We start from the raw sequence: 22,791 nt of genomic DNA, 5'->3' as shown, positions 1-22,791 counted from the left end.
GTTGACGCTTTCGTTGGCAAGCCCCCCACGGGGTGATTTGGGTCCGCACGAACTCAGCGATGGCATTGCAGAACCAATGTGTGGGAGCAGGCTTGCCTGCGAAGAGGCCTGTAACTGCACCGCTAATGTTGACTTGAAACCTGGGGCGCTTGCGTTGACGCTTCGTTGGCAAGCCAACTCCCACGGGGTGATTTGGGTCCGCACGAGCTCAGCGATGGCATAGCAGAACCGAATGTGTGGGAGCAGGCTTGCCTGCGAAGAGGCCTGTAATTGCACCGCTAATGTTGACTTGAAACCTGGGTCGCCTGCGTTGACGCTTCGTTGGCAAGCCAACGCCCACAGAGACTTGGGTAGATACGAAATCGTAGGGGCTGCGCTCAGATAGGCCATAAGCCTATCTGAACGGTATGCAGGATCCCGCTTTTAGCGATAGATCTCTCTGCGGAAGATCATCGGTGACGGGCCTTGGTAGATGCCAAATCGAGCAACCCCAGCCGCCGCCTGGCGACCGGTGCCGTTCCAGTCATAGAAAAGCCATGACGGGGTGGCGGGCAGGCTGCCGAGTACTGAACCGCTGATGCCGGGAGGCTGCAGCTTCAACAGGCCTACACCGGCGACGGGTGCAATCATCGAGATGTTGCTATTGGCGTAGTTTGCCGCGGTAAGTTGCCCGGTATAACTGCTCACCGTTGGCGCCTGTAGAACGGCGGCGGTGGTGCAGGTATCAAGACCTTCGGCGTGGAAGCTGCCCCCCGCGATGTTTTGCCACGTCTCAATGCTCAGCGCCAGGTCGAGCTCTTCCAATTCAGAGCCGTGGGCATTTTCCAGGCGCAACCGCCCCAATCGTACTTCGCTGCCGGGGGTGCTGCTGAAGTCATAGCTGTAGGCAGTACACGCGGTGCCGTCGCCGTAACAGGCGCCATCGGCGTCGGTCAAGGTGGTGGCGCTGAAGTTCTGACGAATCGCTGCGGCAAACGGATAGTCATCGGCCAACGGCAGGGCTGCCGGGGTGTATCGCAGGGTGTCACCGCTCCAGCGGAAACTCTCGGCACCGTCACCATCGTTGGCACCGGTTTGCGCCACGGTAGCGGTGGCGCTGTTGGTCAGGCGACCGGCGACGTCCAGGCTGACTTTGCCGGTGATTGAGGTGTACGCATCCCGGACCGGTGTTGCCAGTCTCCAAAACGCATCGCGGTCGTAATTGTAGGTGATGCCTTTGTTGCGGTTAAACGCGGTGACGATGAGGTCAGGTTCGTGCCCAACAGCAAACGCCATCGGTTGACCCTGATAGCTGAAGGAAGTCCCGCAGCTCGGTGTCAGGCTCGCACTGGCCTGCACGCCCAGGTAAGCCGGAATGAAGCGTCCGACCAGGCCACTTTCGCCGCCGCTGACGGTTTCGCCGAAGTAGGCGTTAGCCGCCGGGGTCGCTGTCAGCTGGAACACGCCGACTTCGGAAATCGACGTCGTGGCCGTGGTCTGGTTACCCAGCACTTGGCTGTACTGAGCCGGGGACAGTGTGCCGGCGTCGCCCGCAGCAGGCGCAACCAGTACGCTGGCGAGGGGAATGTTGGACAGCTCAAAGTTGGAGGCGGTGACCCGGCTGGCATTGCACAACGATGCGGCGGTCAGTGGATCACCATCGGCACGCCAGCCAACCGCTTGGACACGAATTGGAAAGTTATCCCCCGCTCGCACGCCGGGCAACGCTTTGCAGTCGGAGCTGACGCCTGCGACGGTACACGCCGAGTCGGTTCGAATGCACAGGCCGTAGGGTTTGGAGACGAACAGGTCGCTGCCGCTCATGCTTAATCCGGCATCATTGTTGGCGGTGCTGCCCAGATATGTGGCCGTGAGCATCATCTGTCCGGCGTCGTCATATTGAACGGTCAAGGACGCTCTGCCGGTGCTGTCAAACGCCAAGCTAAGGCTGGTGGGTGTGCTGGTTACCGATGTGTTATTGACGATCACTGGCTTGCTGCCAGAAATGGGGCTGACGTAGGCCGAGCTGAAGTTCAAAGTACGAGTGACGTTGGAGAAACTTGGCACACACGCTTGTGAGGTGTCGCTTTTCTTCACCGCACGCAGAGAAATGCCGCTTTGTGGTCGAGCCGCGATCAGGGTCGGTACATCAAAAACAAAGCCGCTGTCGGCATAGGCGATGGTGCAGCCGGCGGTCGAACACACGGTCTGGCCATTGCTCCCCGGAATGGACGAACTCACTCCCACGCTTACGTTGCCCGGGCTGCCGCTGCTCAAATACGCTTGTGCGCTGCCACCGCTGAAGGTAATCGTGTTGCCGTTCATTATGGCGGGTGAGGCGGCTGTCCAGCCACTGGACGGACTCAGCGTGACACTGACAGGATTGGCAAACGGGCTGCAACTGGCAGTGGCGCACGCGGTGATGGTCACCGGTTGTGGATTACAGGTCAGTGCCGCGCTCGCGTAGCTGAAGGCGAAATGGTCGATAACGGCCACCGGCGGAAGAGGGGCTGGGGCCGCGCAGGAGGCATGGGCCGGGCTGGTGCTACATCCGCCAGTGATGGACAGTGCGCCCACTGCTTGAGTGGTGCCGCCGACGCAGGTGTCAGTGGCGGTCAGAGCGGCGCCCGAGATGGCGTCTTTAATAATAGTCGCACCGGTCAGGGTCATCGCCGCTGCTGACTTGACGCCCGCGCCTACGCTGGTGCGGGTGAGCGTCATCGCAGCGCCCCCGTTTACGTCGCCACCGATACAGGTGTCAGTGGTGGTAATCACTGCGTCGGCGATGACGTTGCCCGAGACGCTTCCGCGGACCAAGGTCGCCGCTGCTTTTGTGTTGATGTTGCCGGTGATGGGGGTGTCGGTCATGGTCACCACGCCGAATGCCGTAATGTCACCGCCCACGGAGCCGCCTGTCAGGGTGATTGCCCCGGCTTTGCTGGTTACATTGCCGGTTATCGGTGCGCCGGTCGAGGTGATAGCACCCTCAGCAACAACGGCCCCGGCGATGCTGCCCCGGACAATTGTGATTGCGCCGGTGCTGCTGGTCAGATTGCCTTTGATCGCGGTATCGGAGGAGGTGGCTGCGCCATAACCCAGAACGTCGGCACCGACGCTGGAGTCGGTAAAGGTCAGTGCCCCGGCGCTGCTGGTCACCGATCCGGTAATCGCGGAGCCCGTTTTGAGGGTGATCGCCCCTGATGCCTGGACATAGCCGCCAACGGTGACAGTAGCCGCCGTAATGGCGCCTGTCGTGCTGATCAGATTGCCGCTGACCTTGGTGTTGGCGGCGGTGATCGCGCCACCCGCCTGAGCATCACCGGCGATGGTGCTGCCAGCAAGGGTCATAGTGCCGTTGGTGGTCTGGACTGAGCCGGCCACCGTCGCGTTGGACAGATTAATCACCCCGGCGGTGGAGTTGATCGATGCGCTGAAGGTATTGCTTGTTCCTGCAACGGTGATTGCGCCAGCCGTCGAAACCAAGGTCACGGTGTTGCCGCTGGTACCAATCGTGTTGGTGTCCAGAGAATAGCCTTGGACCGCCACGACCGTGATATTGCCGACGATCAACGTACCCACGACCAATGAGTCGCCAGCACCGAGGATCACTTCGCCGGTACAGGTGAACGTATTACCGGTGCTGCTCCAAAGACCCGTGCAGGGTGCGTTTGTCCCAAGCAGGCTGAAGGAATAAGCCGTGGCGGCACTGGCCGTATCCGACAGCAACAGGCCACCCAAAAGCGCCACCCAAAGGCAGCTTTGCTTCACTACGTGCTTGCTCATGGAGTGCCTTTTTCTATAGTTGCTGTGAGTTGGCGGTAGGCGTAATCGGGACGGCTACCGGTGCTGCCGTTCTGTGCGGTCGAGGTGAAGTGAAAGATCTGCAGTGGCGAACCGTTGTTGTCCAAATAGTTGTTGCTGGTACACGCGACATTGACGCTGAATTCGGCCAGGTTGCTTGCGGAAAGACTCGGGCTCCCTTGGGTGCACAGGCCTGAACTGATCGATTGGGTGATGGCCCATTCCAACCCGGAGTTGGCCGATTGGTAGGCTCGGGCCTGCTGGATCGCAAGGCTGTTGGAACCGTGTTGTGCGGCAGACAGGTGCGCCATGGCCATCACCACCAGGGTGACCACTATCAGCAAAAACATCGCAGCCACCAGGCCAAATCCCTGGGCGCGTTGGGGCCAGCGGCGGTCAGGGCGCATTGTCGACGTGGACCTGTTGCAAGAGGTTGAAGCTTTCGTTGCCGATGGAGATCTGCAACGTCAGGGATAACAAGCCGCCGCGCTGGGTGCTGCCCACTTGATAGGTGAAATTCGTTTTCGAGCAGTCGACGTCTGATGCCAGTGGCTCAGGATTGGAGCCCGCCGGTGGCACGGACGGTATCGCGGAATATAGGGTGTTGTAGCTGTAGCGAATCAGTTGGTTGTTTTCACAGCGGTAACCCACTACTGACTGCGCCATGTACATGCGGTATTGCGGTGACGCATAGGCGAAGCGAAATCCGCCCACGGGCAAATTGCCCAGGGTGATCAGGCTTTCACCGGGGGGTGGTCCCGACAGTTGGGTGAACGTGGTGCCGGTCGGGGTGATAACCCCAGGGTTTGCGGGTGCCCAAACATTACTGCCGGGCACGGGTACACCGCCCGACTCGGCGCCAATGTTGTACATCACCATCCAGAGTGCGCCGGCGGTGTCGACTGACCCGTCCAATAGCTGCACTTCGTCACAGCGAGTATCGAGGGTGGAACTGCCGCACGTGCCCTTAAGGTCGGTGGAGAATCGCAGACCGTCGGTGTCCGTACGGTTCGGGCGATAACGCGCCGCACTTTGAATCAGCATGAGTTCCACGGCTTGGCCGTCTGCCGAAGCCCGCAGGGAGTTGGGGATCGCGAGGCGTACGTCGCGGGTCAATCGGTTCATGGCGCCCGCTGCTTGTTCCACCAGAACGCCGCGACGGCTCTGGTCCATCAAGCCCTGCAGCGGGTGCGCAAACACCGTGCTGATCACCACCACGATGACGCCGGACAAGGCAATGACGAGCACCAGCTCGACCAGGGTGAAGCCGCGTGTCAGCGCTGGTCTGTTCATCAATAGCGCGTCCGATAGCTGCCCAGCACTAACTTTTGGTTAGCGGGATCGGTGACGGTGACTTCGATGTACAGCGCGTTGGCTGAGTTCAGCCCCGCCCATGCTTGAGGGTTAACGGTGACGCTGATCTGATAGCTCGCCAGGGTTGAGATAGCGTTGCCGTCGGCGTCGTGGGCACCGTTGTCGTTTAGCCCGGCGTAGTCGCAGACCCGTTGGTACTGGCTACGGCTACTGGGTGGCGTGGTGCAAACGTTACCGCTGGCATCGACGTAATCCTTCAACAGGATTTCCTCAAGGTAGGCACTGGCGATGTCCAGGCTTTGCTGTCGCAGTAGCGGGTCAGCCGATTGACTGGTGATGGCCGCCATGGCGGTGAACAGTGCGGCGGCGGCGATACCGATGATCGCAATGGTGAGCACGAGCTCAACCAGGGTCACCCCCCGTTCGCGCTTCATTGCACCAGACCTGTGTCAGCGGTCACGCTGAACGAGTGGCCGCCATTCAAGGTGCCGATAGTTGCACTCGCTGCGCTGGACGGACGGCCCAGGGAATCGAATACAACGGGAAAATTGGCCGCTACCAGCGTCACATCAGTGGGCGCTGCAGCGGCAAAGGTTGCATCGCCATCCGGGCTCTGGACTTCGAGGCTATAAGCGCCGCTCGTACAGTTAACCGCTTGGCGCAGGTGGTATCCGTTGGTATCGAGGCTGACTTGAGTCAGGCAACCGCTGGCCAGGGCAAGTTTCTGCCCATAGCGTACGGCGGCCGTACTCTCTTCGAAAAACAGGCGCTCGTTGAACACCTGTCGATCAAAGAAGCGTGGTCCTACAACAGCCGAAATGATCCCGATGATAACAATCACCAAAACCAGTTCGACCAGCGTGAAACCGCGCATGTCAGGCATTAGCAGCCGGTAATCACGGGGGTGGAAATCGTTGGAGGGACGCTTGTAGACGTTGCTTCTGCGTAGGTGAAGATGCAATTCGTAGCGTCTGAAGCGTTTTTAGGACTGACTGTTAAGGACGTGCCGCTGCCGGTGGGAGTGATAACGTAGTCAGGCAACGTGACATTTGCTGCGGTCTGAATGCCAGCTGCCGTTGGGTAACCGAAACTCATTGCGATGGACTGACCTTCAAGTATTACGGCTGAGCCGCCGTTTTCGGCAAGCCATGCCGAATGCGCGATCGCCGAGGCTGAGCGCATGGAACCTGCTGCGCCATTGAGGGTCGCCGCTTTTGCATCGCCAGTCAGGTTAGCGAAACGCGGAAGTGCGAATGCGGCCAGAACGCCGATGATCACGATCACCATGACGAGTTCGATCAGGGTGAAACCACTTTGTTGTCTTTTCATGTTTTTACTACCTTATGCAAAATGAGGTTCAGATTGTTGCTGTTTGAAACGTCGCCGGTATTGGCGTCTTGTTGTTTGATCGATGTGAAACGGCAGTGGTAGCCCGTGCTCATCCATGTCCCTTTGCGGCCGCTGACAAATCCCACATGGGAAGAAAAACCCCCAATGCGAGAATCAGCACCATTAAGCCCATGGCCACTATCAGAATCGGTTCGATGGCATCGGCGAGTTGCTTGAGGTCGTAATCCACCTCTTGTTCGTAAAAATCTGCGACCTCGACAAACAGGTCGTCCAAGGCACCGGCTTCTTCACCAACGCCCATCATTTGCAGCACCAGCGGGGTAAACAGTCCGCTGGCGGTGGCGGTGTTGGTCAAGGATTCGCCGCGCTCAACGCCTTCGCGCATATCGAGGATGGCCCGACCGATATAGCGGTTGCTCACGGTTACGCTGTTGATTGACAAGGTTTGCAGCAGTGGCACACCTGCGCGATACATCATCGCGAATGTCCGGGTGAAGCGACCCAAGGCGATGCGCTCAAAGAGCCCGCCAACAATCGGCAGGCGCAGCTTGATCTGATCCCACCGCAGTGCGCCGGCATCGGTTTGAGTCCATTTGGAAAAGCTATAAACGCCGCCAACCACTATCAAACCCATTGCCCACCAGTAATCCTGGAAGAACTGGGACATGCCGATCAAAAATCGGGTGGGTAGAGGCAATTGCGCGTGAAATTGCGCGAATATTCGGGAGAAAGCCGGGATTACCACCATGTTGATCACGGTCAGCCCGATGCCCATGGCGATCAACACGAACATGGGGTAGCGCGTGGCTTGCTTGATGCGCTTAAGCGTTTCGCGCTCCAGCTCCAAATAAATCGCCAACTGGCGAAAGGCTTGATCGAGTTGGCCGGTGTTTTCGCCCACACTGATCATGCTTACCATCAGCGTATTGAACACCTTCGGGTGCGAGTTGAAGGCCACGGCCAAGCTCATACCGGCATCAAGGTCACTGCGCACTTCGTTCAATATCGAGCAAAAATGCTTGTTGTAATTCGATTCGGCCAAACCGCCGATAGCGCGAATGATCGGCACACCGGCTTTGCTCAAACTGTGCATTTGCCGACAGAAGATGATCAGTTCGAGCAGCTCGACTTTCTTACTGCGCAAACGCTCGGTCAGCTGTTCCACCACGTCACCGACCGGTTCGACATGCTCAACAATGGTCAGCGGAACAATGCTCTGTGACAGCAATTCGCTGGCAAGCGCTTCTGCCGAGTTGCTGTCGCGATTGCCGCTCACCTGGACGCCACGGGCGTCCCGGCCAGTAAATCGGAATATAGTCATTGGCCCACGCCCTCAGTTCGAAAGCTCTGCGCTTGAGCGTCACCTTTAACGGCATGCAAAAAAACGCGCATTAGCTCAGCACCTCGTCAGTCCTGGAAATACTGACCTTCAGCACTTCCTCGACGCTGGTTAGCCCCTTCATCGCAAAGTCCAGCGCGCAGGTCGCCAGAGGTCGATAGAGGGGACTGGCGAGAGCTGCGTCAGCAAACCCTTGTGGGTCATTACTGCGCAGCGCGGCAATCATTTCGTCGTTCATTTCCAGCAATTCGTACACGCCTAACCGCCCGAGGTAGCCGGTGTTATGGCAGTTGTGGCAACCGACGCCTTGGTAGAAAAGCTGACCGCGCAATGACCCACCGTAAAGGTTTTGCATCCAGGTGAGCTGATGCGGTTCGGGGACGTGGACCGCGCGGCAACTTTCGCAGACTCGACGAATCAGTCGCTGGGCCAAAACGGCGCTCAAGGCGGTGGCCACCAAAAACGGTTCGACACCCATATCGATCAGGCGCATGGCGGTGGTCGGGGCATCGTTGGTGTGCAGGGTGGACAACACCAAGTGGCCGGTCATGGCCGCACGCAGGCCGATTTCAGCCGTTTCGTGGTCACGTATTTCCCCGATCAGCAGAATGTCCGGGTCCTGTCGAAGGGCGGCGCGCAAAACACGGGAAAAGGTCAGGTCGATCTTGGCGTTGACCTGTACCTGGTTCACCCGTGCCAGTCGGTATTCAACCGGGTCTTCGACGGTGATGATTTTCTTCTGCGGGCTGTTTAGCTCGCTGAGCCCGGCATACAGCGTAGTGGTCTTGCCCGAACCAGTGGGGCCAGTGACCAGCACCAGACCGAAAGGGCGTTGCAGCAATTGGCGAAAACGCGCAAGCATCTGCGTGGGCATGCCGCCTTTGTCCAAATCGGTGATGCCATTGGTTTGATCCAGCAAACGCATGACCACTGATTCGCCATGCTGCACCGGCATCGTCGACATACGGACGTCGATGGTGTGGTCTTTGACCCGGATATTGAAGCGGCCATCCTGCGGTAAACGTTTTTCGGAGATGTCCAGGCCTGACATGATTTTCAGGCGCATTACCAACGCGGAGGCCACCCGCGGTTCCTTCAAAATATGTTCGTTGAGCACACCGTCGATGCGCTGGCGAATGCGCAAAATGCCGTCGCCTGGCTCGATGTGAATGTCTGACGCGTTCATCTGCACGGCGTCTTCAAACAGGGTCCGCAGCAGGCGTACCACGGGGGCGTCGCTGTTATTGGTGGCGCCCAGCGCGGACAGGTCGAAGTCGCTGTCTTTAAGGTCCCCTTCCAGCTCGCCAGCAATGGTGTCCAATTCGCTGGTACGCCGGTACAGCATATCGAGCGCCTTGAGCATTTCGGCTTCGCGTACGACGGCGGGGCGAACCGGCGTGCGCAACACACGCTCCATCTCATCGAGCGCGAACAGGTCGAGCGGGTCGCTCATGCCGACTACAAGGCCGTCCGCTGCTTGGGATAAAACAATAACGCGGAAGCGCCTTGCCAGGGTTTCCGGCAACATCTGGACCAGCGCTTTATCAAACTTGAAGTTCTTCAGTTCGATAAATGAAATCTTTAATTGCTCGGACAGTGCTGTCAGCAGGCGCTGTTCATCGATGAAGCCCAGGTCAACGACCGTGCGCCCAAGCTTGAAGCCCGTGCGCTTTTGTTCCTGCAGCGCCCGTTGCAACTGGAGGTCGTTGAGCAATCCGGCGTCGATCAGCAAATCGCCGAGACGCACCTTGCCACGACGTATCTCTTCCTTATCCATACAGCCTTACCCACATCAGAGCTAACCACATTGTCACTTACCTCCCAGTGCGACGGCACGCTCGCTAGCGAATCGCCGGGCACCGTCATCCAGACCTTGTCCCCGCTCAGCAAAGCGGTAATGGCGCGCCGCTTCGACGGGTTGCGCCAGTCGTTCCAAGGCGATTCCCAGCCCCAGCTGCCAGGCGGCTTGAGCGGGTCGCAATTGGGTCAACTGCTCATACAGGCCAGCACTTTTTTGCCACTGTGCGGTTTGCTGATAGCTGGCCGCGAGCAGGGCGTAATACGTAGGTTCCTGGGCCAGCGCCGGAGGGTTCTGCTCCAGCGTTGCCACTGCACCCCGGGCGTCACCGGATTGCAGTTGCGAGCGGGCAAACAACAGGCGTAATTCGCTGTCGTTTGGCCATTGCTTGAGTTGAGACGGCAGCCATGTCAGCAGCAGCGCTTGTTGGCCGTTGGCCAAGTAGGCACGGGCCAAGGTACGGATAACATCCACGTCGTTCGGTCGAGACAGTTGCAGTTTTTTCAGGTCGCTGATGGCGCGCGGGTAGTCGCCGCTTTGGATGGCTTGCTGGGCTAAGCTCAGCGCATCTGGCTGGTACGGCGTGATTTTCATTTGCGGCGGGCCACTGACCGGAAGCGGTTTTACCACCGCAACCACGGCAGCGTTACGAGGCTGCTTGTCGGCTGGCGGAACAGGGGCGTTAGCCCAAGCGGGCAAAGGCGCCTCGGCCGTCGCGCTATCAACCGTGGCCGGTTCGTTTGCGGCCGAATTGTCGATGCCCATGGGTGTATTCGCCGCATCGGCAATGGCTGCCTTTACCGGCATGGGCACTTCAATCCTCAACAGCCAATCCTTGCCGGCGGGCTCCAACTGATCGCGCACTTGCAGGTTGTCACCCAGGCCGGTCAACAGCACTTGCACGTTCTGCCCTTGAGTTTGAACTCTCCAAGACAGGCTGCGGCCGTCGCGTTGCAATCGACCTTCGCGTATCGCGACGCCAAGCGGGGTGTTCAGTGTGGCGCCTAGAAGGTCGAGGGTGACTGAGCCGTTTTCATCACGGCGCTGGTAGGCCGCTGAGCGGTCCATCAATAATTGAAGGATGAGTCCGTTGCCGTCGTTTTGCGGCAGTACTTCCATAATGTGCACGGACGTGGGCGCTTGCACGATGGCCAGCGGTACCGGCGCCACAGGCACCAAAGGAATAACCAGCGAGTTCTGAGCTGGGGCGTGGGATTTGACCCACCGGTCAACGAGCAGGCCCAGTGGCAGCCCGACAATAACGACCAGCCCCAGGCCGATAAGGTTTCTCTGAAGACGTCGAGTGCGCTTGCGGCGCTCAGCCCCGGCTTCGTCAACGGCCGACAGGCCTTCTTGCTGCAACTGTTCGGAAGTTCCGGCACGGCGTTTTTCGAGGTCGCGGAGCATGTCATTGACCAAGCTCATATCAGCACCTCGCTGTAGTGCATGAGGCAAAAACTGGCGGTGATCAACAGCAGCAATGCGAGTATGAGCACATGCCACCGAGACCAAAAGGTGTCTCGCTGCCCAAGAGGTTGCGCACCTTCAGTGTCATGCCAGGCCCGTTTTACGTGCTTGGCGGTAACGTGTTGTCGGCCCTCTCCGTAAGCTACCATCAACGCTTTGTGCGCAAGGATATTGATCAACCGAGGTATGCCGCCGCTGTCGTGTACCAGTCGGTGTATAGCGCCCTGATCAAATAAGGGCTCGCCCCGGTAGCCCGCAACGGCCATGCGCTCGTTTAGATATCGGGTGGTATCGTCCCTGTCCAGCGTGCGCAGGCGATAGGAGAACGTAATGCGCTGGCGCAACTGACGCAGGTCGTTGCGTGCCAAGGTGGTGTCCAGTTCGGGTTGGCCGAACAGCACCACCTGAAGCAATTTTGATTGTTCGGTTTCCAGGTTGGTCAGCAGCCGCAAAGCCTCCAAGGTCACGTAGGGCAACCCTTGGGCTTCGTCGATCAACAGCACGGTGCTTTTACCGGTTTTTGCCAGGTCGATCAGGCGCCGATGCAACGCATCCAGCACGCCTTGAGTATCAAGCTCTTCGACGTCTTCAATGTGTAACTCACGGGCCAAGGCCTGGCGTAACCCGCTCGGGCTCATCCCTGGGTTGGGCAGGTACGCCAGCTGGTAGCGCGCGCTGTCCAACTGCTTGAGCAGGGTGCGGCAGATCAGGGTTTTACCCGTCCCCACCTCGCCGGTAATCTTGATAAAACCTTCGCCTTGCCCAAGTGCGACGTGCAACAAATTCAGGCATGCCTGATAGGGCGCCAGCTTGACCAGAAACTCTGTATTTGGGGTCAGCGCGAACGGTTTCTCGCGCAGGCCAAAGTACGCTTCGTACATGGGTTTATTTCAAATCCTTGAATGTTTCGGCGGTTTTACGCAAGTCGCCCAGCCATACATCGTCGTTAACAACTTGGGGCCTCATGAGGATCACCAGTTCGCTTTTTTGCAGCGTGTTACGTTGTTGCTTGAACAGATTGCCAATGATCGGCAACTTGCTGGCCCACGGCACTGACGTGTTGCTGTCATCGCTCGAGTTTTGCAGCAAGCCACCGATGACCACTACCTGGCCGCTGTGGGCACGGACGATGGAGTCAGACTGGCGGGTTGTAGACAGCGCCAGCGGCAGCTCCAAAACGTTGTTCACGCCCAGCGTAATGGTTTTATTTTGGTCGGTAACCCGGCTGACGGTTGGGCGCACATGCAAGGTCACGGTGTCGTTCTGATCGATTTGCGGTGTCACGTCGAGCGAGATACCGGAAAAGAACGGGGTCAACGTAACGTTTTGGGTTGGCTGAGTAACGCCGGCGACGGTGGTGGTACCCGACGTGGACGACACGTCGGTCACGAAGAACTCGTCAGACCCGACCTTGATCACTGCCTTTTGGTTATTAAGTGTGGAAATCCGCGGGCTGGACAGCACTCGAACTTCTCCCTGAGTTTCAAGTAGCTGAATCAAACCGGAGAAGTCACCCACGTTAATGGTGCTGCTAAACACGCCGCCGACCGCCGTTGGGCCGGTCAGTGCCGCGCCCGTTAAGCTAGTGCCTAAATCGCCGCCCAATTTGGTCCAGCTGATGCCCGCCTGGAAGTTTTTGTTGAGCTGGACTTCAAGAATCTTGGTTTCCAGAACCACTTGGCGTTGCAGATTGCGTTGGGCCTTATCGAGAAAACGCGCGACGTTTTCTTGATCCGCGCTTTTAGCCCGCACGACCAGCAAGCTGGCTTGAGGGTTGACGATCACGCTGTTGCCGGGGTCATCACCCACGATCATTTCGACCACCTTGCCCACTTCCTTCCAGAAGTCGGCATCACTGGTGGTGGTTACTTGGCTGGCATTAAGGGTGGACTGCGAGTTGCTGTTGTTTTGTCCATTGCCGTTGCCACCGCTGCCGTAATCGCCGCCATTACCGTTATTGCTGTTGTTGTTGCCGTTGCTGTTGTTCCCGTGGTTACCGTTGCTGACCATTTGGCCGGCACTGACTCGGGTGTCAGTTTTGCCGACCCGTTGCAGGTTCAGGTAGTTGAGGTCATAGCTGCGTGTAATCACGCTGTTGGGCAGAATCTGATAGCCGTAGCTGGTGCGACGATAATCGTAGCCGTAGGTGTCTCGTACCGCACCGAGCACTTCTTCAAGCGTCACGCGACGCAGACTGAAGGTGATATCGCCGGTGACATCCGGGTTCACCACGATGTTTTGTCCGGCCCCTTGCATCAAGCTCAGGAAGAAATCGCGAGCAGGCATGTCTTTAGCCGACACGTCGAAACGAGCTTCATTCGCGGACGGGCCTTGGGTGGTATAGGGAGGCAGCAACGCCGCCTGGACCGAAGGAGGAGGCACTACGCGCGTTTGCGCTTGCTGGATGCTTTCACTGAGCAACTTGTTGCTCTGATCATAGAGCACCTGGTCGCCGCCTTTGAACGTCTGGCAGGCGGACAGCAAACACATCAGGAAAAATAGGCCGGGGCCCGACAGAAACTTCATCATGGGCATCATCGGCTCGGTTGTAGAACGGGATTGACCAGTCGCAGATATTCGCGCTTACCGTCGCGTTCAATCAGGACTGTTTGTGGATAAATAGCCAGGACCCGTGCGTCGGCATGTTTGTCGCCGACATGAAGGGTCTGGCCATCAATGACTGCTCGGCTGCCATGGGCGCCGAGTAGGATTTCTTGCAGCACCGGAATGTGCACCTGTTCACCCGGACGGACCGCCGTAAAGCGGGCAGGCGGCTGAGTCGGATCAATGGGCACTTGCGGGCTGGCTTGGGCTGTCGCGCTGTACAGCAGCGCGCTGAGAATAAGGAGTTTAAACACCGACCCACCCCGCATACCGACTCAAGGTGTACAGCTCAAGGCTGATCTGGGCGTGGGCGGCACCGTCATCGCCGACGCGATACTCGAGGCTGTCCCAGTTCAATTTCCATTCGGTGCCCTGAATCGATTGCAGGTAATGCAGAAGGTCGAAATAACCACCCTCCAACTTCAACTGCACACCGTGCCGATACAAGACAACGACGTTCGGGGCTGTTTTGGCTTTCGCTTTGGCCACCGGGTCAGTAGAGGGCAGTTCCACCGGGGCGCTGGAACTTTCCATGCTCAACAACTGCAAGCCTGGTTGGGCTTTAAGCAAGTCTCGGAGCACCGCGCGCATTTTGTCCGGGGAGATCAACTCGCTGGTGTTGTGATCGATCTGCGCCAACAAATTTGCGCTGTTGGTAGACGCCAGCAACAGGGCACGGTTGTACGGGATGTTGGGGTCCGCCTCAAGCGCTGCACGCAACTTGCCCAGCGCAGTCACGGCCTCATAGCCACGGGCCTCGGAAGCCTGGTATTCAGTGGTTTGTTTGGCCGCCGCGGTCGCCATGGAATTACCCAGCGCCATGACGTACAAAATGGCGCACAACGCCATGCCTGCGCCGTACGCCAGCCATTGCTCGCGAGGGGAGAGGATTTGCCAGCGGGCCAACCATTGCTCAGTATTCATGGGTGGTCCTTTGGATCGGTAACCCGTGAAGACAGGTCAAAGTGGAACAATTTGTCGTCGCCGCGTTGCACGTTGAAACGCGCAAACTCTCGCCCCTTGAAGGCCGCGTTCTCACCCAGCAGCCCCAGGTACTCCGGCAACATCTGTTGGTTTTGGCTAAAGCCCTGCAAACGCATCTGTGTGCCGCCGTCGCGCAAGGAAATAACGTTAAGCCACAGACCGCTGGGTGGATGTTGTGACGCCAGCGCTAAAAGCGGCGTAACAAAACCTACGCGCTGTTGGTTTGCCACCACTTTCAAATAGTCGATCAGACGTCCCAGTGCCCGGTTCTGCTCGTCCAGGTCGGCCAGCCGCAAAGGCAATTGAGGGTCCAAGACCGGCTGGACAAAAGAAGCCTTCGCCTCTTCGAGCTTGCGCACTTGCTGCTGTTCGAGGACTTGCGCTTTGGCCAACCGCTGTGCGCCCACATGCAAATTCCACCCTTGCCAGGCTAGGTGGCAAAGGCAAAGCACTGCGACTACTGCGAGTCCACCGAGAAACTCAAGCTTTTGCGGGCGGCGAGCAGATTTTTTCTCTGCTTTATAGAGATTGAGGTTCTGCATCATGGGCCTACCTGACGCAACGCGGCGCCGACGGCGGTGAAGCAAGAGGCTTGCATCTCTTCATCGATATCGGCGGCCGCTTGGCCTGGGAATAGTTGCCGCAAATCCAATGCCTTCACATTAACGGTCAGCCGTTCGTCCAGCGCCTGCAATGCTTCTGCGCCATCGCGTTTCATGGGCAGCAGCATCAGGCGGTTGATCTGACCTTTGCCCAGTTGACTTTCGAAATAATCAAGGGTGCGTTGAATTTCCAGCATGGCCGCAGAGATGTTCGCCCCGGCCAAATCGAGACCGTGCTCAATAACGCGGGCCATATACAGCTCGGCACCGTGCTGTACACAGAGCAAGCCGCCGCTGGCGCGTAAGCGCAGGACCGCGATATTCAGCTCGTCAGCACCCGCTAGCAATCCAATATTGCGGAAGGCCATTTCGGTGACATCGACGCTGACGAGGTTCAGATTCGCTTGTTTGATCAGGTTGCACCACTCCTGCAGCCGAGCCTTGTTCAGCACGGCGCAGTACGCCATGTGCGACCGGCCACGGTAGGCGTCGGTCGGCAAGGCAAATGCGTCCACGGCGACATCTTCAAGAGGTTCTTTGATGAGGTCTTTGATGCGCCAGCGCATGGCATCACCCAGCTCTGCGGCAGGGACGTCAGGACTTTCCAGCAGCAGCATCTGGTATTCGGCAGGGTGCAACACCAAATTAACGGGCAAACCCGCCAAACCCAATTCGGCAATGAGGTTTTTCAAAACGGCAGCGTGCCGTTCCGGCGAAGACTCGCGGAACTGACAGTTGAGCAAAAGAGGCTGTTCGTTAGGACGCTGTAAAACATTAGCTAAAGCAATGCCGGAAGGGCTGAATTCAACGCCCAAGTGTCCGCTTGCAGTGGTTTTAACACGAGTAAACCACATGACTTCTCATCTCTTTACCTGGCGAGGTGCGCCAGTACCACATCGATACGCAAGAAGGCGATGTCAAAACAATAGCACGTATTGTAGGACAACCTGTTTTCTTCGATACACGGTCAGAATTCTGACACTCTCAATGATGGCAAAAAGACATATATTGTCATTTGGCTGGAAAGGCGAATGGCAGAAAAACAGTGTTGATTCGCACCAGCCTAACAGCTGCTGTTACTTAACTCCTTGTAATAACTCACTATATTGATTATTTCGGTAGTATAAAAACGTCATTAGGGGCTGAAAATAAGCAAGTTATTTATTTTCAATCCCTTCATTCGACTATGGTCTACTTTTCAAGGTTTACAAAATGCGAATGCATTGTTTAACTTAATTTCACGAAATTTCAGAGTAATCAGGCGGGGGGGTGTTTCGATGATCTGGGCTAGGGTGCCAGATATTGAATGTGCCAGAGCTGAAAACACGGCAAATCTAACAGGTAATTGACGCTCCCACTAACGGGTGTCAGATGACCGGTCAATAATCTTTTCCCACAGAAAAACCGGACTGATAACAGGTTTCTTTTCGTATTTACCAGCGGGTGCGGGGGGCCTGCAAGCCAACGGATTATCTGCTCTATAATAAGGCTCATTTGGAGCGATACTGCTCAGGCGGATGTGCAGCCGTCTGTATTGGGCGACTTAGCTAAATAGCATGACTAATCAGCTAACTGCCAGCAGATTACAACTTAATCCGCCTCCCGAAATAGTGATCCCCTGATCTTCTGAATCGGAGGGCAGTTCAACTTCAAACGCTAAAAATTCAGTTTTGTCATTATTATTGAAAGCGTTTAAATGATATTTCATGGTTCTGCCCTCCTTCTGGAATCTGCATTTTTGCTGCGCGATGATAGTTGTTCCTCATGGACGTTTCTGGTTTAACCGCCTAATGAATATGAGGCGTCGGCATAGTGCAGGATGTGGCGAATACATTCCCACGAGTGCCCTCTCGGAGCTTGCGAAACAGAGGGCACGTGAACCTAAGCCTAAGCCTCCCAGCCCGCCCCACTGACCGCCGCCTGCGCCAGTGGGTGCAAGTCCGCTCCCTGATGCGCTGTTTGCCACGCGAGCAACTCCATGCGCATGCCCGGCGTCCAGAACATCTTCAGGTGATTACGTACGCTGAGTACCGCCTGCTCCTGGTCGGGTTCACCGGCGAAGTGCTGGGCAATCTGGTTGACCATTTTGATCAGATTGGCAGTGCTCATCGGCGTACTCCGGGAGGTGTAACGGCGGTACGAGCTTGGCGGCGCTCATTGAGCAGGCTTTGTTGTTTGTCGCTGAACTCCTGATAGCGCTTTTGCCACTCGGAAGGGTGGTAAACGCGGCTGACTTCCACGGCGGTGACCTTGTACTCCGGACAGTTGGTGGCCCAGTCGGAGTTGTCGGTGGTGATCACGTTGGCTCCCGATTCAGGGAAGTGGAACGTGGTGTACACCACCCCCGGCGCCACCCGCTCGGTGACCCGTGCACGCAGTACGGTTTGCCCGGCGCGACTGCCGATGCCGACCCAGTCACCTTCGTTGATGCCACGGCTCTCAGCGTCGGTCGGGTGAATTTCCAGGCGGTCTTCGGCGTGCCAGGCGACGTTGTCGGTTCGCCGGGTCTGAGCGCCGACGTTGTACTGGCTGAGGATGCGTCCAGTGGTCAGCAAAAGGGGATAGCGACCGTTGACCTTTTCCTCAGTGGGCACGTAGTCGGTAAGCATGAACCGTCCTTTGCCGCGCACGAACTCGTCGATGTGCATGGTCGGCGTGCCATCGGGTGCCGCCGCATTGCACGGCCATTGCAGGCTGCCGTGGCGGTCCAATTCGGCATAGCTGACGTTGGTGAAGGTCGGCGTCAGGCTGGCGATTTCATCCATGATTTCGGAAGGATGCTTATAGCTCATTGGATAACCCAGCGCGTTGGCCAAAGCCACTGTGCCCTCCCAGTCGGCCTTGCCGCCCAGAGGCTCCATCACCTTGCGCACCCGGGAGATGCGCCGCTCGGCGTTGGTGAAGGTGCCGTCTTTTTCCAGGAACGAGCTGCCCGGCAGAAACACATGGGCGAACTTGGCGGTTTCGTTGAGGAAAATGTCCTGCACCACCACGCATTCCATGGCCGACAAGGCCGCTGTCACGTGCTGGGTATTGGGGTCGCTCTGGGCGATGTCTTCACCTTGGCAATACAGGCCCTTAAAACTGCCGCCCAGGGCTGCCTCGAACATGTTGGGAATGCGCAGGCCCGGATCGGGTTGCAGGGTGACGTTCCAGGCCTGTTCGAACTGCGCCCGCACCCCGTCGTTGGAGATGTGCCGATAGCCAGGCAGCTCGTGGGGGAAGGAGCCCATGTCGCAGGCGCCCTGAACGTTGTTCTGCCCACGTAGCGGATTCACCCCCACGCCTTCACGGCCGATGTTGCCGGTGACCATCGCCAAGTTGGCAATGCCCATGACGGCGGTGCTGCCTTGGCTGTGCTCGGTAATCCCAAGGCCGTAGTAGATCGCTGCGTTACCGGCGCCAGCATACAGACGAGCAGCGGCGCGGATGTCGGCAGCCGCTACACCGCAGATGGCGCCGAGGATGTCCGGCGAGTTTTCCGCGCGGCTGACGAATTCGCTCCAGCGGGCGAAATCGCTGCCCTCGCAACGGGCCTCGATAAAAGCGTGGTCGAGCAGGCCTTCGGTGACGATGACGTGGGCCAAGGCGTTGAGCATGGCGACGTTGGTGCCCGGACGCAGCGCCAAGTGCAGGTCGGCGCGGGCATGCACCGAGTCCACTAGATCAATGCGACGTGGGTCGATGACGATCAGCCGCGCGCCTTCGCGCAGGCGGCGTTTGAGCTGTGAGGCGAACACCGGGTGGGCGTCGCTGGGGTTAGCGCCCATCACCAGGATCACGTCGGCCTGCATCACCGAGTCGAAACTCTGGGTGCCGGCGGATTCGCCAAGGGTTTGTTTCAGGCCGTAGCCGGTAGGCGAGTGGCAGACCCGCGCGCAGGTGTCGACATTGTTGTTGCCGAAAGCGGTGCGCACCAGTTTTTGCACAAGATAGGTTTCTTCGTTGGTGCAGCGGCTGGAGGTGATGCCACCAATGGAGTCGCGACCGTAGGTTTGCTGCAGTCGACGGAATTCGCCAGCGGCGTAGGTCACCGCTTCATCCCAGCTGACTTCCTGCCAAGGGTCGTTGATGTGCTTGCGGATCATCGGCTTGGTAATGCGATCCGGGTGGGTCGCGTAGCCCCAGGCAAAGCGCCCTTTGACACAGGAGTGGCCGTGGTTAGCGTGGCCGTTTTTGTCTGGAACCATGCGCACCAACGTGTCGCCTTTCATCTCGGCACGGAACGAGCAGCCCACGCCGCAGTAGGCGCAGGTGGTGATGACGCTGCGTTCCGGTTGACCCAGCTCAACCACGCTTTTTTCCATGAGGGTCGCGGTGGGGCAGGCCTGCACACAGGCACCGCAGGACACGCATTCCGAATCGAGGAAGTTCTCGCCACCGGCCGCCGCGATCCGCGATTCAAAACCGCGCCCGGTAATAGTCAGGGCAAACGTGCCTTGGGTTTCTTCGCACGCGCGCACGCAGCGGTTGCAGACAATGCACTTGCTCGGGTCATAGTCGAAATAGGGGTTGGAAGTGTCCTTCTGGTCGTCCAGGTGGTTGTCGCCTTCATAGCCGTAGCGCACCTCCCTGAGGCCAACCTGTCCGGCGACGGTTTGCAACTCACAGTTGCCGTTGGCCGAGCAGGTCAGGCAGTCCAGCGGGTGATCAGAGATATACAGCTCCATGACGTTACGGCGCAGGGTCGCGAGCTTCGGCGTCTGAGTGTGCACGCTCATGCCTTCGCTGACCGGCGTGGTGCAGGACGCCGGGTAACCGCGCATGCCGTCGATCTCCACCAAACACATACGGCACGAGCCGAACGCCTCCAGGCTGTCGGTGGCACAGAGTTTGGGAATCGTGGTGCCCATTAGTGCGGCGGCGCGCATCACCGAAGTGCCTTCGGGCACGCTGATGCTGCGGCCGTCGATGTTCAGGGTGATCTGCACCTGGCTGTCGCGGGCCGGGGTTCCAAGGTCAAGAGTGCCTAGGGCGATATCTGTTTTCGGGTCAAAGAGGGTGATCATTGGTCGGCCTCCGAGGGCTGCAGACCGAAGTCGGCGGGGAAGTACTTGAGGGCGCTGGTCACCGGATAGGAGGTCATCCCGCCCAGCGCGCACAGCGAACCGAATTGCATGGTGTCGCACAGGTCCCTAAGGATAATCGCCTGCTGATCACGACCACTCTGGTCTGGCGCGGCCAGCAGGCGGTCGATCACCTCCACGCCCCGGGTCGAACCGATGCGGCAGGGGGTGCATTTACCACAGGATTCCTCGGCACAAAACTGCATGGCGAAGCGCGCCATGTGGGCCATGTCCAGGCTGTCATCGGCCACCACCACACCCCCGTGCCCGAGCATGGCGCCCATGGCGGCGAAGGCTTCGTAATCGAGCGGGGTGTCGAATTGCGCGGGTGGTACCCAAGCGCCAAGGGGACCGCCAACTTGCGCGGCCTTCAATGGTCGGCCACTGGCGGTACCGCCGCCGTAGTCTTCCACCAGTTCGCGCAAGGTCAGGCCAAAGGCCCGTTCCACCAAGCCGCCGTGACGAACATTGCCCGCCAATTGGAAGGGCATGGTGCCCAGCGAACGTCCCATGCCGTAATCACGATAAAACTGCGCGCCCTTGGCCAGAATCAGCGGCACCGAGGCTAACGTCACCACGTTGTGCACCAGAGTCGGTAACCCGAACAGACCCTTCAGGGCGGGGATGGGCGGCTTGGCGCGGACGATCCCACGCTTGCCTTCGAGCGAGTCCAGCAACGCAGTTTCTTCACCGCAAATATAAGCGCCCGCACCCACGCGCACTTCCATATCGAAGGCCAGGCCACTGCCGCCGACATCGGCCCCGAGGTAACCAGCAGACCGGGCGATATTCAGCGCCTCGCGCAATGTGGCCACGGCCTGTGGATATTCCGAGCGCACATAAATGTAGCCGTAGTTGGCGCCGACGCTGATACCGGCAATCGCCATGCCTTCTATTAATAGAAAGGGATCGCCTTCCATCAACATGCGATCGGCGAACGTGCCGGAGTCGCCTTCGTCGGCGTTGCACACAATGTACTTCTGCGCAGACTGGGTGCCGCGCACCGTGCGCCATTTGATTCCGGCGGGAAACGCCGCGCCACCTCGGCCACGAAGACCTGAATCGAACACGGCGGTGGCGGTCTGCTCGCCGCCCAACGCGATGGCCTGGGTCAAACCCTCAAAGCCGCCGTTGGCCCGATAGTCATCTAAGGACAGCGGCCGGGTAATGCCGGCGCGAGCGAACAGCAGACGTTGTTGAGTCTTGAGATAAGGCAACTCTTCCACCAAGCCCAAGGCCAGTGGATGGGCGGACGCCTCGCTTTGCAGCGCATCGAGTAGGGATGGCACATCGGCAGCAGTCAGCGGACCGAAGCCGATGCGGCCGTGCGGGCTGTCGATTTCCAGTAGCGGTTCCAGCCAGTACAGGCCGCGTGAACTGGTGCGTTGCAGGTCCAGCGGCAAGTTGCGTTTCAGGGCTAGAGCGGCAAGGGCCACAGCGACCTCATCGGCACCCACAGCGCAAGCAAGCGAATCACCAGGCACATAAAAGCACGGCATCATGCGTCCTCCTGGCAAGCGTCGAGCAGGGCATTTAGGCGCTCGGCGTCGATCCTCGCATGCACCTGGCCATCCAGCTCCAGGGCTGGCGAGCAGGCGCAGGCTCCGAGGCAATACACGGGACGCAGGCTGATATTGCCGTCGGCGCTGCTGCCGTGGTCGTCCAATTGAAGGCGTTCGCGCAACTGCGCTGCAAGCTGTTCGGCGCCGCGGCTTTTGCACGACTCGGCCCGACACAGACGCAGAATATGCCGGGCCGGGGGCGCAGTACGGAAGTCATGGTAGAAGCTGATCACCCCGCGAATCTCGGCGTGGCTCTGATTGAGGGCGTGGGCGATTTCGGGGACGGCGGCATCAGGGATGAAGCCAAAGCCCGCTTGAATCTCATGAAGGATCGGCAACAGTGCGCCGGGTGAGCCCTTGTGGCTCTCCAACACGCTATTGATCATCGGCAGGTGCAACATATCATCGGGCATACAGCAATTCCTCACGGCCACGAGCGAACCAAGTGGTTGTCGATTGTCCGAAAGTGTCGGCTGCGGCACTCACACCACGTTACGGAAGCGTGGCATTTCAGGCCGCTGGCCAGGCACCCTTAGGGGCATCTTGTTGTTCCTAAGCGCGGTCTTAGCCGCACCCGTTGCAGGGATTAAAATCAGCTTGCCACGTCGGATGCGATTCTTCTACACCAAAGCGACGTGCTCGGTTCTTTTTGCGACCACCAAGTCAGCTTAGAGGCGTGCGAAGAAAGCGTAGTAAAACCCGATTTTCCGTGGCGGTGTGTCTGGTATACCGCGCCGTTGTCTTCGTGAGCAGGTTCCCACAGGTTGTTCCCCAAACGTGGCGTCAATGTAGTCAGCATTTCCCTTGACAGGGGGGGCAAGCCGCCTAGCTTTGGCATCTATGCATACGTATGCATTCCATCCTTCTTTGCACGTGATTGCCGCCCATGACGCTCAGTCAATGAATGCGGTGGACCTTACCGCGT

20 protein-coding genes are annotated in these 22,791 nt (G+C 58.5%); all 20 read right to left on the bottom strand.

The window, feature by feature from the left end:
- Positions 1-423 precede the first annotated feature (423 nt).
- The 20 genes from RHM65_RS00315 to RHM65_RS00220 all read right to left on the bottom strand — a co-directional run bounded on the left by RHM65_RS00315 (position 424) and on the right by RHM65_RS00220 (position 22,279).
- Entirely contained in the window at positions 424-3,762 is a 3,339-nt protein-coding gene (locus RHM65_RS00315; protein ID WP_322167927.1) for a DUF6701 domain-containing protein, read from the bottom strand.
- A complete protein-coding gene (locus RHM65_RS00310) occupies positions 3,759-4,187 on the bottom strand; it encodes a hypothetical protein (protein WP_322167928.1) in 429 nt (142 codons plus the stop codon). The genes RHM65_RS00315 and RHM65_RS00310 overlap by 4 nt, the downstream gene beginning before the upstream one ends.
- Positions 4,177-5,073 carry a prepilin-type N-terminal cleavage/methylation domain-containing protein gene (locus RHM65_RS00305; protein WP_322167929.1) on the bottom strand — a complete coding sequence of 299 codons (897 nt, stop codon included), beginning with the start codon at positions 5,071-5,073 and terminating at the stop codon, positions 4,177-4,179. The genes RHM65_RS00310 and RHM65_RS00305 overlap by 11 nt, the downstream gene beginning before the upstream one ends.
- Positions 5,073-5,528, bottom strand: a complete 456-nt coding sequence (locus tag RHM65_RS00300) for a prepilin-type N-terminal cleavage/methylation domain-containing protein (RefSeq protein ID WP_322167930.1) — start codon at positions 5,526-5,528, stop codon at positions 5,073-5,075. Before RHM65_RS00300 ends, RHM65_RS00305 begins: the two co-directional genes overlap by 1 nt.
- On the bottom strand, positions 5,525-5,977 hold the full coding sequence (locus tag RHM65_RS00295; RefSeq protein WP_322167931.1) for a prepilin-type N-terminal cleavage/methylation domain-containing protein: 453 nt from the start codon (positions 5,975-5,977) through the stop codon (positions 5,525-5,527). Before RHM65_RS00295 ends, RHM65_RS00300 begins: the two co-directional genes overlap by 4 nt.
- Positions 5,977-6,423, bottom strand: coding sequence for a type II secretion system protein (locus RHM65_RS00290; RefSeq protein ID WP_322184152.1), 447 nt, complete (start codon positions 6,421-6,423; stop codon positions 5,977-5,979). Before RHM65_RS00290 ends, RHM65_RS00295 begins: the two co-directional genes overlap by 1 nt.
- Positions 6,424-6,532: 109 nt before the next feature.
- Complete coding sequence (locus tag RHM65_RS00285) at positions 6,533-7,765, bottom strand: type II secretion system F family protein (RefSeq protein ID WP_322167933.1); 1,233 nt, start codon at positions 7,763-7,765, stop codon at positions 6,533-6,535.
- 70 nt (positions 7,766-7,835) lie between these two features.
- Positions 7,836-9,560, bottom strand: coding sequence for a GspE/PulE family protein (locus tag RHM65_RS00280; protein WP_322167934.1), 1,725 nt, complete (start codon positions 9,558-9,560; stop codon positions 7,836-7,838).
- A gap of 33 nt (positions 9,561-9,593) precedes the next feature.
- Positions 9,594-11,006, bottom strand: coding sequence for a tetratricopeptide repeat protein (locus tag RHM65_RS00275; protein ID WP_322184150.1), 1,413 nt, complete (start codon positions 11,004-11,006; stop codon positions 9,594-9,596).
- A complete protein-coding gene (locus tag RHM65_RS00270) occupies positions 11,003-11,929 on the bottom strand; it encodes an ExeA family protein (RefSeq protein ID WP_322167936.1) in 927 nt (308 codons plus the stop codon). The genes RHM65_RS00275 and RHM65_RS00270 overlap by 4 nt, the downstream gene beginning before the upstream one ends.
- Before the next feature lie 4 nt (positions 11,930-11,933).
- On the bottom strand, positions 11,934-13,577 hold the full coding sequence (locus RHM65_RS00265) for a secretin N-terminal domain-containing protein (protein ID WP_322184148.1): 1,644 nt from the start codon (positions 13,575-13,577) through the stop codon (positions 11,934-11,936).
- Positions 13,578-13,582: 5 nt separating this feature from the next.
- Positions 13,583-13,906 carry a Type II secretory pathway component gene (locus RHM65_RS00260; protein WP_322167938.1) on the bottom strand — a complete coding sequence of 108 codons (324 nt, stop codon included), beginning with the start codon at positions 13,904-13,906 and terminating at the stop codon, positions 13,583-13,585.
- Entirely contained in the window at positions 13,899-14,576 is a 678-nt protein-coding gene (locus tag RHM65_RS00255; RefSeq protein WP_322167939.1) for a type II secretion system protein GspM, read from the bottom strand. The genes RHM65_RS00260 and RHM65_RS00255 overlap by 8 nt, the downstream gene beginning before the upstream one ends.
- Positions 14,573-15,181, bottom strand: a complete 609-nt coding sequence (locus tag RHM65_RS00250; protein ID WP_322167940.1) for a PilN domain-containing protein — start codon at positions 15,179-15,181, stop codon at positions 14,573-14,575. The genes RHM65_RS00255 and RHM65_RS00250 overlap by 4 nt, the downstream gene beginning before the upstream one ends.
- Positions 15,178-16,092, bottom strand: a complete 915-nt coding sequence (locus RHM65_RS00245; protein ID WP_322167941.1) for an MSHA biogenesis protein MshI — start codon at positions 16,090-16,092, stop codon at positions 15,178-15,180. The genes RHM65_RS00250 and RHM65_RS00245 overlap by 4 nt, the downstream gene beginning before the upstream one ends.
- Positions 16,093-16,802: 710 nt before the next feature.
- Positions 16,803-16,946 carry a hypothetical protein gene (locus RHM65_RS00240; protein ID WP_322167942.1) on the bottom strand — a complete coding sequence of 48 codons (144 nt, stop codon included), beginning with the start codon at positions 16,944-16,946 and terminating at the stop codon, positions 16,803-16,805.
- A gap of 179 nt (positions 16,947-17,125) precedes the next feature.
- Positions 17,126-17,347, bottom strand: a complete 222-nt coding sequence (locus RHM65_RS00235) for a formate dehydrogenase subunit delta (protein WP_322167943.1) — start codon at positions 17,345-17,347, stop codon at positions 17,126-17,128.
- Positions 17,344-20,247, bottom strand: a complete 2,904-nt coding sequence (gene fdhF / locus RHM65_RS00230; RefSeq protein ID WP_322167944.1) for a formate dehydrogenase subunit alpha — start codon at positions 20,245-20,247, stop codon at positions 17,344-17,346. The genes RHM65_RS00235 and fdhF overlap by 4 nt, the downstream gene beginning before the upstream one ends.
- Positions 20,244-21,806: a formate dehydrogenase beta subunit gene (locus RHM65_RS00225; RefSeq protein WP_322167945.1), complete on the bottom strand. Its 1,563-nt coding sequence runs from the start codon at positions 21,804-21,806 to the stop codon at positions 20,244-20,246. Before RHM65_RS00225 ends, fdhF begins: the two co-directional genes overlap by 4 nt.
- Positions 21,803-22,279, bottom strand: coding sequence for a formate dehydrogenase subunit gamma (locus RHM65_RS00220; RefSeq protein ID WP_322167946.1), 477 nt, complete (start codon positions 22,277-22,279; stop codon positions 21,803-21,805). Before RHM65_RS00220 ends, RHM65_RS00225 begins: the two co-directional genes overlap by 4 nt.
- Positions 22,280-22,791 lie beyond the last annotated feature (512 nt).

This window comes from Pseudomonas sp. CCI4.2 (assembly GCF_034350045.1).
Lineage (GTDB): Bacteria > Pseudomonadota > Gammaproteobacteria > Pseudomonadales > Pseudomonadaceae > Aquipseudomonas.
Note: the sequence above shows the minus strand (reverse complement) of the source record. Positions and strands in the feature narration are given on the sequence as shown.

What these genes read in the sequence shown, in the direction of transcription:
- fdhF (WP_322167944.1), bottom strand. Translation starts at nt 20,247, where the DNA reads ATGATCACCCTCTTTGACCCGAAAACAGATATCGCCCTAGGCACTCTT.
- RHM65_RS00265 (WP_322184148.1), bottom strand. Translation starts at nt 13,577, where the DNA reads ATGATGAAGTTTCTGTCGGGCCCCGGCCTATTTTTCCTGATGTGTTTG.
- RHM65_RS00235 (WP_322167943.1), bottom strand. Translation starts at nt 17,347, where the DNA reads ATGAGCACTGCCAATCTGATCAAAATGGTCAACCAGATTGCCCAGCAC.
- RHM65_RS00315 (WP_322167927.1), bottom strand. Translation starts at nt 3,762, where the DNA reads ATGAGCAAGCACGTAGTGAAGCAAAGCTGCCTTTGGGTGGCGCTTTTG.
- RHM65_RS00240 (WP_322167942.1), bottom strand. Translation starts at nt 16,946, where the DNA reads ATGAAATATCATTTAAACGCTTTCAATAATAATGACAAAACTGAATTT.
- RHM65_RS00280 (WP_322167934.1), bottom strand. Translation starts at nt 9,560, where the DNA reads ATGGATAAGGAAGAGATACGTCGTGGCAAGGTGCGTCTCGGCGATTTG.
- RHM65_RS00295 (WP_322167931.1), bottom strand. Translation starts at nt 5,977, where the DNA reads ATGCCTGACATGCGCGGTTTCACGCTGGTCGAACTGGTTTTGGTGATT.
- RHM65_RS00250 (WP_322167940.1), bottom strand. Translation starts at nt 15,181, where the DNA reads ATGATGCAGAACCTCAATCTCTATAAAGCAGAGAAAAAATCTGCTCGC.
- RHM65_RS00255 (WP_322167939.1), bottom strand. Translation starts at nt 14,576, where the DNA reads ATGAATACTGAGCAATGGTTGGCCCGCTGGCAAATCCTCTCCCCTCGC.
- RHM65_RS00275 (WP_322184150.1), bottom strand. Translation starts at nt 11,006, where the DNA reads ATGAGCTTGGTCAATGACATGCTCCGCGACCTCGAAAAACGCCGTGCC.
- RHM65_RS00300 (WP_322167930.1), bottom strand. Translation starts at nt 5,528, where the DNA reads ATGAAGCGCGAACGGGGGGTGACCCTGGTTGAGCTCGTGCTCACCATT.
- RHM65_RS00270 (WP_322167936.1), bottom strand. Translation starts at nt 11,929, where the DNA reads ATGTACGAAGCGTACTTTGGCCTGCGCGAGAAACCGTTCGCGCTGACC.
- RHM65_RS00245 (WP_322167941.1), bottom strand. Translation starts at nt 16,092, where the DNA reads ATGTGGTTTACTCGTGTTAAAACCACTGCAAGCGGACACTTGGGCGTT.
- RHM65_RS00290 (WP_322184152.1), bottom strand. Translation starts at nt 6,423, where the DNA reads ATGAAAAGACAACAAAGTGGTTTCACCCTGATCGAACTCGTCATGGTG.
- RHM65_RS00220 (WP_322167946.1), bottom strand. Translation starts at nt 22,279, where the DNA reads ATGCCCGATGATATGTTGCACCTGCCGATGATCAATAGCGTGTTGGAG.
- RHM65_RS00225 (WP_322167945.1), bottom strand. Translation starts at nt 21,806, where the DNA reads ATGATGCCGTGCTTTTATGTGCCTGGTGATTCGCTTGCTTGCGCTGTG.
- RHM65_RS00310 (WP_322167928.1), bottom strand. Translation starts at nt 4,187, where the DNA reads ATGCGCCCTGACCGCCGCTGGCCCCAACGCGCCCAGGGATTTGGCCTG.
- RHM65_RS00305 (WP_322167929.1), bottom strand. Translation starts at nt 5,073, where the DNA reads ATGAACAGACCAGCGCTGACACGCGGCTTCACCCTGGTCGAGCTGGTG.
- RHM65_RS00285 (WP_322167933.1), bottom strand. Translation starts at nt 7,765, where the DNA reads ATGACTATATTCCGATTTACTGGCCGGGACGCCCGTGGCGTCCAGGTG.